Origin of the sequence: Kitasatospora sp. MAA4 (assembly GCF_029893355.1) — a bacterium.
Lineage (GTDB): Bacteria > Actinomycetota > Actinomycetes > Streptomycetales > Streptomycetaceae > Kitasatospora.
On record NZ_JARZAI010000002.1, the window covers coordinates 108,965 to 123,158 of the forward strand.

At 71.0% G+C, this 14,194-nt stretch carries 10 protein-coding genes; 8 read left to right on the plus strand and 2 right to left on the minus strand.

Annotation, left to right across the window (positions count from 1 at the left end; all coding sequences use genetic code 11):
* Window positions 1-3: 3 nt before the first annotated feature.
* From P3T37_RS02935 to P3T37_RS02945, 3 genes are all read left to right on the plus strand, one after another.
* The gene (locus tag P3T37_RS02935; protein WP_280721791.1) at window positions 4-1,248 is read left to right on the plus strand and encodes an MFS transporter; all 1,245 of its coding nucleotides are present in this window, start codon (window positions 4-6) and stop codon (window positions 1,246-1,248) included.
* 232 nt (window positions 1,249-1,480) lie between these two features.
* Window positions 1,481-2,800, plus strand: coding sequence for an alpha/beta hydrolase-fold protein (locus P3T37_RS02940; RefSeq protein WP_280721792.1), 1,320 nt, complete (start codon window positions 1,481-1,483; stop codon window positions 2,798-2,800).
* Window positions 2,797-5,328 (plus strand): DUF2156 domain-containing protein, encoded by a 2,532-nt coding sequence (locus P3T37_RS02945; RefSeq protein WP_280721793.1) that lies wholly within the window; start codon window positions 2,797-2,799, stop codon window positions 5,326-5,328. The genes P3T37_RS02940 and P3T37_RS02945 overlap by 4 nt, the downstream gene beginning before the upstream one ends.
* 74 nt (window positions 5,329-5,402) lie before the next feature.
* Here the strand turns inward: P3T37_RS02945 and P3T37_RS02950 are convergent, their stop codons facing one another.
* Window positions 5,403-6,827 (minus strand): hypothetical protein, encoded by a 1,425-nt coding sequence (locus P3T37_RS02950; protein ID WP_280721794.1) that lies wholly within the window; start codon window positions 6,825-6,827, stop codon window positions 5,403-5,405.
* Between the two features lie 166 nt (window positions 6,828-6,993).
* Here P3T37_RS02950 and P3T37_RS02955 point away from each other — a divergent pair, with 166 nt between their 5' ends.
* The 5 genes from P3T37_RS02955 to P3T37_RS02975 all read left to right on the plus strand — a co-directional run bounded on the left by P3T37_RS02955 (window position 6,994) and on the right by P3T37_RS02975 (window position 12,116).
* The gene (locus P3T37_RS02955) at window positions 6,994-7,425 is read left to right on the plus strand and encodes an ATP-binding protein (protein WP_280721795.1); all 432 of its coding nucleotides are present in this window, start codon (window positions 6,994-6,996) and stop codon (window positions 7,423-7,425) included.
* A gap of 402 nt (window positions 7,426-7,827) precedes the next feature.
* Entirely contained in the window at window positions 7,828-9,744 is a 1,917-nt protein-coding gene (locus P3T37_RS02960; RefSeq protein ID WP_280721796.1) for a nucleotidyltransferase domain-containing protein, read from the plus strand.
* Complete coding sequence (locus P3T37_RS02965) at window positions 9,741-10,877, plus strand: hypothetical protein (protein WP_280721797.1); 1,137 nt, start codon at window positions 9,741-9,743, stop codon at window positions 10,875-10,877. The genes P3T37_RS02960 and P3T37_RS02965 overlap by 4 nt, the downstream gene beginning before the upstream one ends.
* Window positions 10,855-11,649, plus strand: coding sequence for a 3-oxoacyl-ACP reductase FabG (gene fabG, locus P3T37_RS02970; RefSeq protein WP_280721798.1), 795 nt, complete (start codon window positions 10,855-10,857; stop codon window positions 11,647-11,649). The genes P3T37_RS02965 and fabG overlap by 23 nt, the downstream gene beginning before the upstream one ends.
* Complete coding sequence (locus tag P3T37_RS02975) at window positions 11,634-12,116, plus strand: NUDIX domain-containing protein (RefSeq protein ID WP_348533207.1); 483 nt, start codon at window positions 11,634-11,636, stop codon at window positions 12,114-12,116. The genes fabG and P3T37_RS02975 overlap by 16 nt, the downstream gene beginning before the upstream one ends.
* Window positions 12,117-12,164: 48 nt before the next feature.
* On the opposite strand, the gene P3T37_RS02980 is transcribed toward P3T37_RS02975, so the two are convergent.
* Window positions 12,165-14,189, minus strand: coding sequence for a radical SAM protein (locus tag P3T37_RS02980; protein ID WP_280721799.1), 2,025 nt, complete (start codon window positions 14,187-14,189; stop codon window positions 12,165-12,167).
* Window positions 14,190-14,194 lie beyond the last annotated feature (5 nt).

A 14,194-nucleotide genomic window follows, 5' to 3' on the forward strand; every position in this document is an offset into this window, starting at 1 on the left:
CCCATGGAAGAACTCCTGACCGACCGCACAGCGGCTCTGCCCGATCAACAACCGGCGATCTGGTCCCGCAACTTCCGGTTCTACTTCACCGCCCGCAGCGCGGGCCTGCTCAGCTGGGCCATGCTGCCGGTCGCGGTCTCGGCCGGGCTGCTCCGCGCCGGGTACGGACTGAGCTCGGCGGGGTACGCGATGGCGTTCCTGGTGGGCCCGTTCGCCGCGCTGGTGCTCTTCGGCGGCGTGCTCGCCGACCGCTTCACCGCCCGCCGGATGATGATCGGCGCCGACCTCACCAACCTCACCACCCAGGTGCTGCTCGCCTTCCTCTTCCTGCACGGCATCGACCACCTCTGGCAGCTGTACGCATTGCTGATGGTCGCCGGCACCGCCAACGCGATGTTCCAGCCGGGCGCCTCCTCCACCGTCCCGCTGGTGGCCCGCGACGTGCAGGGCGCCAACGGGGTGCTGCGGATCTCCGAGGCGCTCACCGGGCTGGGCGGCCCGGCGCTGGCCGGTCTGCTGGTCGGCACCGCCTCCACCGGCTGGGTGATGGTGATCTCCGCCGTCGCCTACGGGACCAGCGCCCTCTGCCTGTTCGCGCTGCGGCTCGGGGTGGCGCCCGCCCCGCCGGCCGGCGAGAGCCTGTGGCGCAACCTGGTGGTCGGCTGGCAGGAGTTCCGCGCCCGCAGCTGGCTCTGGGGCGTGATCGTGATCTGGATGTTCTTCGCCGTGCTCTCCTGGGGGCCGCAGCTGTCGATCGCCGCCGGGGTGATCGTGCCCGCCCACGGTGCCACCGCCTTCGGGCTGATCAACTGCGCGCTCGGCGCGGGCACGGTGGCCGGCGGTCTGCTGGCGATCCGCTTCAAGCCCCGGCGGCCGCTCGCCGCCGGGGCCGTGGCGATGATGGCCTACCCGCTCTACCCGCTGGGCATCGTGCTCGGCTGGCCGGTCTGGCTGCTCGCCGCCGCCCAGGTCGTGGTCGGGGCCGGGATCGGCGTCTGGGGCGTGATGTGGGCCACCAGCGTGCAGACCCAGGTGCCGGGCGAGGTTCTCAACCGCGTCCACGCCTACGAGGTCGCGGGCTCGGTCGGCCTGTACCCGGTCGGCAGCGCGCTGGCCGGTCCCGCCGTCAGGGCGTTCGGCACCCACGGGGTGCTGCTGGTCGGCGCGGTGTCCGCGCTCCTCACCGCCACCGCCCTGCTGCTCGCCCGCCCGATCCGCACCCTGGGCCGGGTGCCGGACCGCACCTGAGCGACGTCGGCCGGCCCGATCCCGACGGGGGCGGACCGGCCGACGTTGCGAGGTGCCCGGATCCCCGGGCTGCAGCAGTTCCCCGTTCAGATGATCACAAAATGTGTCGGTGAACACTATCGATCCGTCAGGGAACCGTCCTCACCAAAATCTCATCTACCACCTCGGACAATGCCTGTGACCTGCGCGAGAAGCGGGTCGAGAACGGTGGACACCCCGAAGAAGGAGCACGATGAGCCGGCCGACAGCGGGGTGGAACCCGCTCGACTGGTCCCTGACCCACGGGGTGGTTCCGCACCTCGTCCTGGCGGGGGGACTGGCCGCGCTGATCGCGCTGGCCGCCTCGCGCCGCAGCCGCTGGTGGAGCCGGCGCCTCCCGCTGGCCGTGGCGCTGGGCGCCGCATCGGCGGTGCTGCTGCAGGTCGCGGTGGACGACTGGTGGCAGCCGCTGCCCGACCGGCTGCCGCACCGGGTCACGCTCTGGGCGGGCGTCGGCGTCCTCGGGGTGTGCCTGGCCGCGTTCCGGATACCCGGCGCGCGTCGGCGCATCCGGGCCGCCGCCGTGCTCGGCGCCGCCCTGGTGATGCTGATGTCGCTCTCGCAGATCAACCGGCTCTTCGACCAGTACCCCACCTCGCGGGTCCTGCTGGACCCCTGGATCGGCCGGACCACCGCGCTGACCACGGCCTGGGAGCCGCACACGGTGGCCGCGCCGCCCGGCCGGCCGCTCGCGGAGGTCTGGCACCCGACCTCGCGGATACCGGCCGCGGGCACCATCTCCACCGCCGCGATCCCGGGCGTCAAGTCCGGCTTCAAGGCCCGCGACGCCTACGTCTACCTGCCGCCCGCTTACCGGATGAGCCCGCGTCCGCTGCTGCCCGTCCTGGTGCTGATGGCCGGCGAGCCCGGCTCCCCGGTGGACTGGGTCGGCGCGGGCGGGCTCCAGGACCAGATGGACGCCTTCGCCGCGGACCACCAGGGCCTGGCCCCGATCGTGGTGGTGGTCGACCAGATCGGCTCGCTCTGGAACAACACGCTCTGCATGGACTCCAGGATCGCCAACGAGCAGACCTATCTGGCCCAGGACGTCCCCGACTGGATCGCCACCCGTCTGCAGACCGCCACCGGGCGCACCGCCCGGGCGATCGGCGGGCTCTCGCTGGGCGGGACCTGCTCCCTGCAACTCGCCGTCAACGCCCCGCAGGTGTACGGCTCCTTCCTGGACATCTCGGGCCAGAGCGAACCCACCCTGGGCAGCCACGGCAAGACCGTGGACCAGGCGTTCGGCGGCGACGAGGCGGCCTTCGACGCCGTCGACCCGCTGCACGTGATGGCCCGGCAGAGCTTCCCCGACACGGCCGCCTCCTTCGTGGCCGGCGCGAGCGACGGCGAGTTCCGTCCGCAGCAGGAGACGGCGTACGCGGCCGCCGTCAAGGCCGGCATGAAGGCGACCTTCGGGACCGTCCCCGGCGGCCACGACTGGGGCACCTTCCGCGCGGCACTGGGCGGGAACATCCCGTGGCTGGCCCGGCAGACGGGAATCCTCCCGTGACCGGGACACTCCCCGTGCTCCCGTGCCCCGAGGCCGGCTACCAGGGTCGGTGGCCGCGGCTGGGCGCGTGCCTGGCCCGGCTGCGCGGCGCGCCGCTGACCCTCACGCTGCTGGTGCTGCTGTGGGTGGTCGGGGCCGCCAGCGGCAGCATCACGCACCGGGTGGCCGCCCAGCTGGCCGAACGGGTCGCCACCGGCCTGCCCGCGCTCGCCGACGGCCACTGGTGGAGCCCGGCCACCTCGCTGCTCTGGTGCTCGGGCCTCAGCTCGTACGTGGTCACCAGCGTGCTGCTGCTGGCGATCGGGCCGGTCGCCGAGCGGCGGCTGGGCACCCGGCTCAGCGCCGCGGTGCTGCTCGGCACCCAGGTGCTCGGCGCTCTGCTGGGCATCGGCGCCGTCCGGCTCGGCATGGCCGCTCAGTTGCAGTGGACGCTGGACATCCAGGACCAGCTGACGGTCGGCCCGCTCACCGGGATCCTCGGGCTGGCCGCCGTGCTCAGCTTCCGGCTCACCGTGCTCTGGCGCCGCCGGCTGCGGCTGCTCGTGGTGCTCGTCCCGCTGGTGATGATGCTCTACGTCGGTCATCTGCCGGGCGTGCAGCGGGTCGCCGCGGTGCTGGTCGGGCTGGTCGTCGGCGCACTGCTCTACCGCCGCGGGCCGGCCCTGCCGCGCCGGGTCTCGCACACCGAGGCCCGGGTGCTGGTCGCGCTCTGCGTGGCGGCCACCGCGCTCGGGCCGCTGGTCGCCTCGCTCTACCAGGACGCCGGCGGCCCGTTCAACAGCCTGGGCGACCTCTACTTCTCGCACGTCCCGAGCGCCCAGGACATCGCCGACGCCTGCGACGAATCCGTCCGTGCCTGCGCCCGGGTGCACTCGGTGCAGCGCTTCTACGCCTCCCCGGGCCGGCTGATGGCGGCGCTGGTCCCCGGCCTGCTGCTGGTGCTCGCCGGCGGGCTGCGGCGCGGACTTCGGTCGGCCTGGTGGATCACGATCGTCGCCGAGCTGCTCTGGACGGGCGTCATCGGCCGGGTGCTCGCGCTCTCCTACGGCGATTCGGTCAGTGAGGGCTACACCCGCTACCTCTATGAGGTGATCGGAGAGTCGCTGCTGCTGCCCGTCCTGATACTGGCCCTGCTGCTGGCCACCCGCCGGCGCTTCGGCCAGCGGCTGCGCCGCCGGGACGCCCGCCGGTCGGCCGCCGCGATCTGCGGTGCGCTGCTGGTGAGTTGCGACGCCTACACCGGCATCGGCCGACTGGTCCGCGACCAGTACGAACCCGGCACCACGCTGCTGCGCCTGGTGGTCGGCCTGCCCGCCGAGCTGCTGCCGCCCGCGTACGGCGACCTGCTGCCGGACCGCCCGATCGCGGTCGGCGGCACCGCGCAGTCCCTGGAGATCTTCTGCGGACTGCTCTTCTGGGCCGTCGCGTTGGGCGTCCTGCTGGTCGTCTTCAGCCGCCCCCGGGTGCACGTCGACGCGGAGGACGCCGCCCGGGCCCGCGCGCTGCTCACCGCGCACGGGGGATCGACGCTCTCGTTCATCGCGACCTGGGAGGGCAACCACTACTGGTTCGACGAGGGCGGGCGGGCCGCCGTGCCGTACCGGGTGCTGTCCGGGCTGGGGCTCGCCACGGTCGCGCTGACCACCGGCGACCCGTTCGGCGAACCGGACGCCCGCGGGCGGGCGGTGGCGGGCTTCGCGCGCTACTGCGACGCCCGCGGCTGGACACCCTGCTTCTACAGTGTCACCCCGCAAACCCTGGCAGCAGCCGAGGAGTTGGGCTGGCGCTCGCTCCAGGTCGCCGAGGACACCGTGGTCGCCCTGCCCGACCTCGCCTTCACCGGCCGCAAGTGGCAGGACATCCGCACCTCGCTCAACAAGGCGCAGCGCGAGGGCATCACCGCCGAGTGGTGGAGCTACCGCGACGCGCCGCTCGCCATCCGCGACCAGATCCGGTCGATCTCCGAGGAGTGGGTCAGCGAGAAGGGCCTGCCGGAGATGGGGTTCACCCTCGGGGGCCTGGACGAACTGGCCGATCCGGCCGTGCGGGTGCTGGTCGCGGTCGACGCCGACCGCGTGGTGCACGGGCTCACCAGCTGGATGCCGGTCTACGAGGACGGCCAACCGGTGGGCTGGACGCTGGACTTCATGCGCCGGCGCGCGGACGGGTTCCGGGGCGTCATGGAGTTCCTGATCGCCTCGGCCGCCCTCACCTTCCAGGAGGAGGGCGCCCGATTCCTCAGCCTCTCCGGCGCTCCGCTGGCCCGCTCCGACCGCTCCGAGCAGGACGAGCCGCCCAAGGCACTTCAGCGGATGCTCGACGGGATGGGCGGAATACTCGAACCGGTCTACGGCTTCCGGTCGTTGCTCGCGTTCAAGGCCAAGTTCCAGCCCGAGTACCGCCCGCTGTACATGGCCTACCCCGACCCGGCAGCCCTGCCCGGCATCACCCGCGCCATCGGCAAGGCCTACCTCCCGCACCTGACCCCCGCCCAGGGCCTGCGCCTGACGCGACGACTCACCTCCTAGCCGGAGTCCGAACAGTCTGTAGACCCGTTCGCCACCGAGCGAACGGGTCTACGAGATCCTCCCGACTCTCGTGGTCAGACCAGGAAGACAGCGGCGCGCTCGTCCAACTCCTGGGCTGCCGAGATCCCACGGATCTTGAACTGGGCCAGGTTCTTGCGCATCTCCAGCACCGCGCGGCGGGTCCGGACGGACCGGACGCCCGCCATGCTGTCGAGTGCCCGGTGCCAGGTGCCGCAGGCCTGCTCGATCCCGCCGTCGGCCAGCTCCATCTTGGCCTGGGCCACCAGGTCGAGTGCCTGGATGCGGGCGTACGTGCCGGCAGGCCGTGTTGCCGCAGCCGCCGCGTAGTTCTCCGCTGCCCCCTTGCGGTCGCCGAGGCGGGAGAAGACCTTCGCACTGCGGGAGTTCACGGTCGCGCGGGCCGGCCCCCAGGAGCGCGCCCAGTACGGCATGTCGTCGGTGTCGGCGGCATCCAGCAGGTCCCGGGCCCGCTGGACAGCCTGGACGGCCGCCCGGCGTTGATTGGTGGACGCCAGGCCGTGCGCGTGGGTCACGGTGAACAGGGCTTCGGTCGCCGCGTCGACTCGGCCGACCACGCGGGAGAGCGCCGTGTCGGACAGCGCGATCGTCTTGGTGGGGTGATGGAGCCTCATGCCCTGCTGCGCCAGGGTCCGCAGGACGAAGGCGTCGTGCCCGACAACGCCCGACTCGACCGCAAGGGCGTACGACTGGTGGTAATACCGCTGGGCGAGGCCCTGTTCTCCGGCGTCGTACGCCTTCCAGCCGGCCAGATGGACGCCGACGGCTGCCGCCGACAGCATCTGCTGACGGTCCTCGTGCGTACGGAAAGTGCCTCGGCACAGGGCGGCCACGTCGGAGTGCAGGTACTGGATCAGGGCGGATCGGCCGTGCTGGCCGCCGTGGCGTTCGTCGATCTCGGTGAACATGCTGATCATGTCGCGGACGGCAGCGACCTCGGCCGTCCCGGCCACCGAGCCACGGCGGACGGCAGCGGTCCGTTCGGCGTTCTCCTGCACGTACTCCAGGGGTAGGTGCATCGCGGCAACGGAGAACGCTGACGCGGCCAGGAACTTTCGACGGTCCAAATCAGCTCTCCACACCCTCGCGAGGACGCCCACCGGGTCCGGCCCGATGGTCAGCCCGAGGCCCGGGTCGGATTCTTCCACCGACCGTAGCCCGAGTTCGGCGGGGGTGTAGCTCCGTCCCGTCCTGCGGAACAGGGCCTCGCAGATGAAGGCAGGGGTGTCGCCGTCCGGGTCGGCTCCACGCAGCCACTTGTGGACCGTCGAAGGGTTGGTCCGCAGGTGTATGCCGACCTCGGCCGCCACCATGACCACGCCACGTGCGAGTCCGTCGAACGTTATCTCCGCATCGGTGATCGCTGCTTCGAGCTTGTGGTTCGTCACGGGTGCGGCCATGGAGTGCCCCTTCTCGCCGTTGGTGCGCAGTAAACACGGTAAAGACAACAGGACCTCCATGGCAGCTCCTTGGACGAAGGAACGGGAGTTGACTTGGTGTCAGCTGCCTGGGGTCGCAAGTCGACGTCGACTGTGGGGTGTTTCCCGGGCGGCTGCATCCGATCGCTGCCGCCCGGACAGCCCCCGCTGCCCAGGGTGTCGGCCCTGTTGACCAGGAGCGGACCCCATGACCACCGTGCTGTCGCCGGGAACTGATGACCACACCACTGGGCCTGCGGTCGCATTGCTGCCCTACGAGCCGCAGTCGGCGGCCCTGGCTCGCCGACTGGTCCGGGACACGTTGCTGGAGTGGGACCTGGCCGGTCTCGTGGAGGACACCGAGCTGGTTGTCAGTGAGTTCGCGGCCAACGCTGCGAAGACCGGTTGCCGGACCAGGATGACCGTTGCAGTCGCCCTGGTCGCCACCACCACCGGGCCGGTCGTGCGGGTCTCCGTCCGGGACGGCTCGCGGGCGCTTCCGGTGGTGGTCGGCTCCGGACCTGGCGACGAGTCAGGTCGTGGCCTGCACCTGGTCGGGGCCCTGACCGTGCGGTGGGGCGCCGACCTGGAGGCCAGGGGCAAGACGGTTTGGGCAGATATCGCGGTCGGACCGCAGTGAGCAGCACCACCGCCTGACCCTCCTTGATCTCCTCGTTCCGGCTGGCCGTGCGCACGCCCAGCCCGCACGAGGCCCGGCGGCGCCACGCTCCGCCATCGGGGCCGTAGGCCCCTGCACCACCAGCCGCCCGGCCCTCCGCCGGGACGGACTACCACCCCTTCACCGAGAGGCGATTCGCCATGCCGCGAACCAGTACACCGACCTTGGAGGCCCCGCAGCCTCCGTCGCCCCCGCCGCCCGCTCCTCCGGCCCCGCCGGTCCCGCAGCCGCCGGGCCCTGCCGGGCGGTAGCCGCTCCGCACTCAACCCGTCCGGGGTCTGCCGCGATCAGCGCTTGCAGACCCCGGACGGGACCGTCCCACCGCTTCACCAACGCAGGACAGCACTCCCGTGGAGGAATCTCGTGTCCATCGCCGAGCACGACCCGAACCACATCCCGCCCGCCACGATCGCCTTCAGCGGGCCGGACAACACCGGCAAGACCAAGCAGATCGGCATCCTGGCCCGCAGGATCGGCCCTGACGCGCTGGTCACCGGCCCGCTGGACGCCCACGACCCGCGCTGGGCCGCCATCAAGGACAAGGGCATGGCCGCCTGGTGGTTCGGCAACGGGTCGGTCGGGGAGGTCGCCGACGTGCTCGCCAGCTCCTACCTGGAGCGCGCCCGCACGCCCGTCAGGACGTCGATCCGACTGATGGACCGGGGCATCCCCATGCTGGAAGCCTCCCTCGCCGCTACCGTGGCCGTCCGCGAACAGCTCGACGCAGACCAGGCCGCCGACCGAGCCCGCGCGCTGCTGGAGCCCTTCAGTGACGATCTGCGGGCAGCCGAGGCCGGTGAGTACGGCATCGTCCTGCTGCACGACGACGATCCGGTGATCGGCACCGCCCGCAGCCTCTCCCACGAGCGGAGCGTTACCCCCACGTACGCGGACTACCAGCGCCACCTCCACCAGCAGATCCACCGCCTGGTGCGTGAGGGCCGGTTCGCCCACACTGTCGTCCTCGGCGAGCGCCGGGTGATCGCCGTGCAGGACGAGATCCGCCGCCACCTGCACCCGTTCAACCCTGTCGTGCCACCGCGTGCCCTACCCGAGGTCCGGGTGGTCGCTCTCGGAGGGATGTCCGAGAGCGGCAAGAGTACGGCGGGCGAGTACCTGCGCACGCACCACGGCTACGGCCGCCTCAAGATCGGGCACCTCATCGAGGACGCCGCCCATCGGGTCGGGATCGCCGACCCATACCGGATCAGCGCCATCGTGCGGGCCGAACTCCTCGTCGACGGACTCGACCGGTTCTGCTCGGCCCACCACTTCCTGGACCGAGTGACCATCGAGTCGCTGCACGACCACGACGCGACCGCCGAACTGCGGCGCCTGCTCGGCCGACAGCTGACCGTCCTCTATTTGGACACCGCGCCCGACGTACGGGAGAAGCGCGGCACGTCAGGACCGGCCGACGTGGTGGAGCGCGACGCCGTAAAGGCCCGTCGGGGCGCGGCGGCGATCTCCACGCTCGCCCACGAGATCATCCACAACGACGGCACCCGCCTCCAGTTGGAACGGCGCCTGGACGGGATCGCCCTGGCGGACCGTTGGCCGATGCGGCACCCGGCCACGGCACCGGTCAACAGCCTCGGCCTGCCCGTCAACCTGGAGTCCTACCTGTCCGCCCTGTTGGACCGCACCACGAAGACCCCGGCGATCATCGACCTCCTCGCGGTCACCGGCAGCGGAGCGCGCGGCAAGTACCAGCACGGCTGGAGCGACCTGGACGTCTTCGTGGTCGCCGAACAGGCCGGGCTGCCCCGGCTGCGACGGGAACTCGCCGAGCTGGAAGCCGAACTCGGTGGCGTCAAGCTCGGCATCACGGTCCTCACGCAGAACGAGTGCCGCACCGGCATGGTCACCTCCCGCCTGCTGCATGTCCTTTCGCTGATCGGTTCCGGCTCCCTCGCCCCGCTGTGGTGCCGCCCCGGCCTGGCGCTGCCCGCCCCGGACTTGGCCGCAGACGTGGCTGCCAGTGTCGAGGCCGGCGTCCAGGCGGCTGTGGAAATCCGACGCCAACTTCTCAAGGGCGCCCCTGACCTGCGGGCGCTGTTTAAGATCACTACTCTGCTCGCCAAGGTGATGCTCCGCTTCGAGGGCACCGAGTGCCCCTCCGACGACGATGCTTTGACCGCCTTCCTGGAGCGCGAGCCGGGCACCCGAGCGGACCTGCGGCACCAGGCCCGCGACGATCGCGACGCTGCGGCGGAGCTGGCCAGCACCGTTCTCAGCCACTGGCTGTCCACCCTGGCTCTGCCCACGAGCCGCCGGTGAACACCCAACAGCCACGGACGAACAGGGTCTTCCGAAAGGTGCTCGCCCCGGCCGCCGCCGAGGCCGAGACCAACGGTTGGCAGCAGGTCGCGGGCCACCTGCCGGTGCCCGACCTTCTGGGCCGGACCCGATTGACTGACCGCCACCTCGTTGCCTACCAGGACGTGTTCGCGGGTGGCCGGTGCGACGTACTGCTCGGCGACCTCATTGCCGTCGCCGACCGCGACCCGGCCATCGCCCCGCGCGTCGAGGCGCTGATCGACGCCGTCTGTGACAGCCTCCTCGCGGCAGTCGAGGCCACAGGCCGCAGCGAACGGCTGTCGGTCTGCGTCCCGGGCCTCTACACCGACCGCATCCGCCCCGGCGGCCGGATCGACACCTGGTACCTGGGCGGAGCAGGCCTCAGCATCCCCGCTTCGCCCACCGGCACACCGCTGCCACTGACCGAACTCACCGGCTACGAACTCGTGGTCAACGACCTGCGGTTGCGGCTCGACCTGCCGCAGATCGTCCTCGCCGCCCGCGCGGGTCTGCGGCCTGACAGCCGCTGGAACACTGCGCTCACCCAAGGCGATCCAACCGAGCCCAACATCGCCGACCCGCTGTGCTGGCTCGACTTCGAGTACGCCGGACGCAACACCCTCGTCGGCGAGATCGCCAATCTGCTCTGGTACCTGTTGGCCATGGGCGGCTGGCTGGTGCCGACCTACCAGCCCGACGTGTACGCCCGCACGCTCCACCTGCACCTGCCGCCCTGCACCACACCGCACCTCACCCACGTCGAGCACTCCGCACACCACCGGCACCTGGACATGCGCTACACCTGGCCAGCCGGCCGAGGGCGTGAGGCCGCGATCACCCGCCTCGCCGACCGGATCAGGACCGACCTCGCCAAGGCCGCCGGCCTGAGCCCGGACGGCTTCCTCGCCGAGATCCGGCACTTCCTCGCCGTGCGCATCCTCGGCGTGTTCCCGCCCGCTCGGCTCGCCGCAGGCGACCTGCTCCTGCTGCTGGCCAAGCTCGCCGAGGCCCAGGACCCCGGGACGATCGGCGAGACCTTTACCCGCACCGACCGCTACCAGCCGTCCAATCCAAAGGATGGGAACGACAATGACCACACCAGCGCTGTATGACCTGCCCCTCGCCGCCCTTCCTCTCCAGGGACGCGTGGCCCTGGTGACCGGTGGCGCCACCGGCATCGGCGCCGCCATCGTCCGCGCCTTGGCCGCCGCCGGTGCGACGGTCGCCGTCAACCACCTCGCCCAGATCACCCAAGCCCGCGCCGTCCTCACCCACGTGCGCCGCGAAGGCCGTACCGGCATCGAGATCAGCGCTGACCTCACCGACCCGCACGCCGTCGCCATGATGACCAGCCAGGTCGAATCCGAACTCGGCCCCGTGGACATCCTGGTCAACAACGCGGGCGCCTACCCGCGCATCCCGTGGGACCAGCTCGGCCAGACCGAGTGGGACCACGCCATCGAGACCAATCTGACTATCCACTACCGGGTCTGTTGGGCCGTCACACCGAGCATGGCCGATCGCCGGTGGGGCCGGATCGTCAACATCGGCAGCGTCAACGCCCGCGTCGGACGCGCCGGACTCACCGCCTACAGCACCGCCAAGGCCGGGCTGATCGGCCTGACCCGCTCGCTGGCCAGGGAACTTGGAGCCGACGGCATCTGCGTGAACACTGTCCTGCCGGGAGCCATCCAGGTCGAAGCGGAGAACGCACTGCCCACCCACCACCGTGCCCGACCCGAGGACCAGATCCGACGCCAGTGCGTCCCGCGCCGTGGCCGACCGGAGGACGTCGCGGCGGCTGTCGCCTTCCTCGCTGCTCCGGCCGCATCGTTCGTCACCGGCCAGTCGTTGCACGTCGACGGGGGATGGATCCTCAACTGACCAACTCCGCAACGCCACAGAGAAAGCAGACCACCATGCAAGCGCGTGTCCGAGCCGTCCTCCTCACTCCGAACAACACCCTGCTTCTCATCAAGCGCATCCGCCCCGGCATCCCGCCGTACTGGGTCATCGTCGGCGGCAAGATCGAAGCCACCGACGCCAGCCGCGAGGACGCTCTGCGTCGCGAAGTCCGCGAGGAGACTGGCGGCGAAGCCCAGATCGTCCGCCTCCTGCACACCATCGAGACCGACGGCGAACGCCAGGACTTCTACCTCGCCACCGTCGACAAGTGGAACTTCGAGGACCGTACCGGCCCCGAGTTCAGCCAGGAAGGCCGCGGCGAGTACCTGTTGGAGGAGATCCCGCTGACCACCGCTGCCCTTGACACCGTCAAGCTGTTGCCTGAGGACTTCGCCGCCGTCCTGCGCGACGCCATTGAACAGGGAGAACTCACCACTGTTCAGTGAGAACGAATGCCTGCCGACGAGTCACTCGTCGGCAGGCATCTGCACAGCTCAGGCCGGGGTGAGGCTGTCAGTCGCAGTCCAGTCGACGGCGGCCTCGCGCAGGGGGGAGACCAGGCCGCGCCAGACCAGGACGACGAAGCGGCTGAAGGAGTAGCTGGGTTGGAAGTCCTCCAGGTGGACGGGTGCCGCGCCGATCCGGCCGGCGACCTCGCCACCGGCGGGGCAGCTGAGGTCGGGGGGCAGGTCGCCGGCGTCGCGGAGCAGGGTCATCAGGTCGGCGGAGATGCGGAAGTCCTGGTGCTCGGCCTGGCCGGTGATCATCGAGCGGAAGACCCCGCCGGCGGCGAGGTCCAGTTCCAGGGCGGCGCGCAGGTCTGCGTCGTCCGGGCGGGAGTGAGCGGGCAGTGAGCGCAGCAGCACGGCGACGGCCGCCTCCAGGAAGCGCTCCAGGCCGTCGGCGTCCCGGACCAGGCGGTGCAGCAGCGCCTCGTAGTGGGTCTCCTGGCGACCGTACAGCTCGCCGCTGCCGACCTCGATGGCGAGTTCGTCCTCGATCAGCCGGCGGTCGATCAACTCGGGCTGCTGCCAGGAGCGCCGGTAGTTGACGGCGATCGCGTGGGCCACCGGGTCGGGGGAGTCCTCGAAGAGGAACTCGCGCAGCAGTTCGCACAGGTCGACCACCCGGACGTCCGAAACGGAGTTCAGCAGCCGCAGCGTGCAGCGCAGCAGGGACTTCTGGAAGAGGTAGAGGCAGAACCGGAACTCCAGTCCGCGCAGCCACTCCTCCTCGGTCATGGTGGCGTGGGCCACCACGGTCTCGCCGGTCAGCTCCGGGTCGCTGACGTCCACCGGGAGCCGGCGGACCACGATCTTCTGCTCCTGCTTGAACTTCTCCCGGGTGTAGTCGGTGTTGTTCAGCAGGAGCAGCGGGAAGATGATCGGCGCGCCGCCCGCGCTGAGCACCTCTTCGGTGCCGGTGAGGAAGCTGTCGTAGGTCTCGCCGGGCATCCCCCAGATCAGGTCGGTGTAGGTGGGGATGCCCAGGTCGCGGAACTCGGCCTGGAGGATGCGGAAGTGGTCGGGGCGGATGTTGGAGCGGTTGCCCAGTTCGAGCGCGGTGGGGCTGAAGGACTGCGCCGACAGTGTCACCGGCGCCAGCAGCCCGCCGTCCCGCAGCAGGCCGGCCATCTGGACGATCCGCTTGTTGCAGTTCTTCGCCCAGGTGACGAAGAAGTCGACCCGCTTGTCGTACTTCTGGCAGGTGTCCACGAGCAGTTGGGCGATCTCGACGTCGCGGGGCAGGATGCCGAAGTTGGCGTCGGCCAGGGCGAGCATCATGTGCGGACCGGCCAGCCGGATGATCCGGTCGAGGTCGGCGGCGATCCGCTCCATCGGGAACTGGCGGACCTTGGAGTTGGTCGCGCCACCCCAGTAGCAGAACGCGCAGCTGTAGGGGCAGCCCCGGTTGGTCTCGTACACCAGCAGGGTGGTGGTGGCCAGTTCGGCGTCCGAGTAGACCGAGATCGGCGAGGGCACGGTGGCCAGGTCGGTGATCCGGTCGGCGGCCCGGGTGGTGAGCACCTGCCGGTCGGCGCCGGTGCCCGACCAGTAGCTGAGCCCGTCGATCGAGGCGAGGTCCGCGCGGTCGTCCAGCAGGGCGCGGAGCAGTTCGACGAAGCGGAACTCGCCGTCCCCGTGCACCAGGACGTCCGTCCAGGGCGCCTCGGCGAAGAGCGCGTCCTGCTGGTAGCTGACGTCGTTGCCGCCCATCACGATCCGGCAGTTCGGCCAGGCCAGCTTGACCCGGCGGGCGAGTTCGACGGACTTGGCCCGGTTCCAGAAGTAGACGGTGAACGCGACGACCAGCGGATCGTCCAGCGCGGCGAGGACCTGCTCGCAGGCTTGCTCGAAGACCGGCCCGCGGGAGAGCAGGGCGTGCCGGGTGAACGTGCAGCGGTCCGCGACCTCGGGGACGGCCTGGGCAGCTGCCTGCAGATAGCCCAGCGTGGGGCTGTAGGTGGCGCCGGCGATGGTGGTCAGGTCCACCAGGTGCACCTGGGACTTCGTGGTCATGGCTG

Coding starts and splice junctions, on each gene's coding strand:
- P3T37_RS02935 (WP_280721791.1), top strand. CDS start 4: ATGGAAGAACTCCTGACCGACCGCACAGCGGCTCTGCCCGATCAACAA.
- P3T37_RS02940 (WP_280721792.1), top strand. CDS start 1,481: ATGAGCCGGCCGACAGCGGGGTGGAACCCGCTCGACTGGTCCCTGACC.
- P3T37_RS02950 (WP_280721794.1), bottom strand. CDS start 6,827: ATGGAGGTCCTGTTGTCTTTACCGTGTTTACTGCGCACCAACGGCGAG.
- P3T37_RS02955 (WP_280721795.1), top strand. CDS start 6,994: ATGACCACCGTGCTGTCGCCGGGAACTGATGACCACACCACTGGGCCT.
- fabG (WP_280721798.1), top strand. CDS start 10,855: ATGACCACACCAGCGCTGTATGACCTGCCCCTCGCCGCCCTTCCTCTC.
- P3T37_RS02975 (WP_348533207.1), top strand. CDS start 11,634: ATGGATCCTCAACTGACCAACTCCGCAACGCCACAGAGAAAGCAGACC.
- P3T37_RS02980 (WP_280721799.1), bottom strand. CDS start 14,189: ATGACCACGAAGTCCCAGGTGCACCTGGTGGACCTGACCACCATCGCC.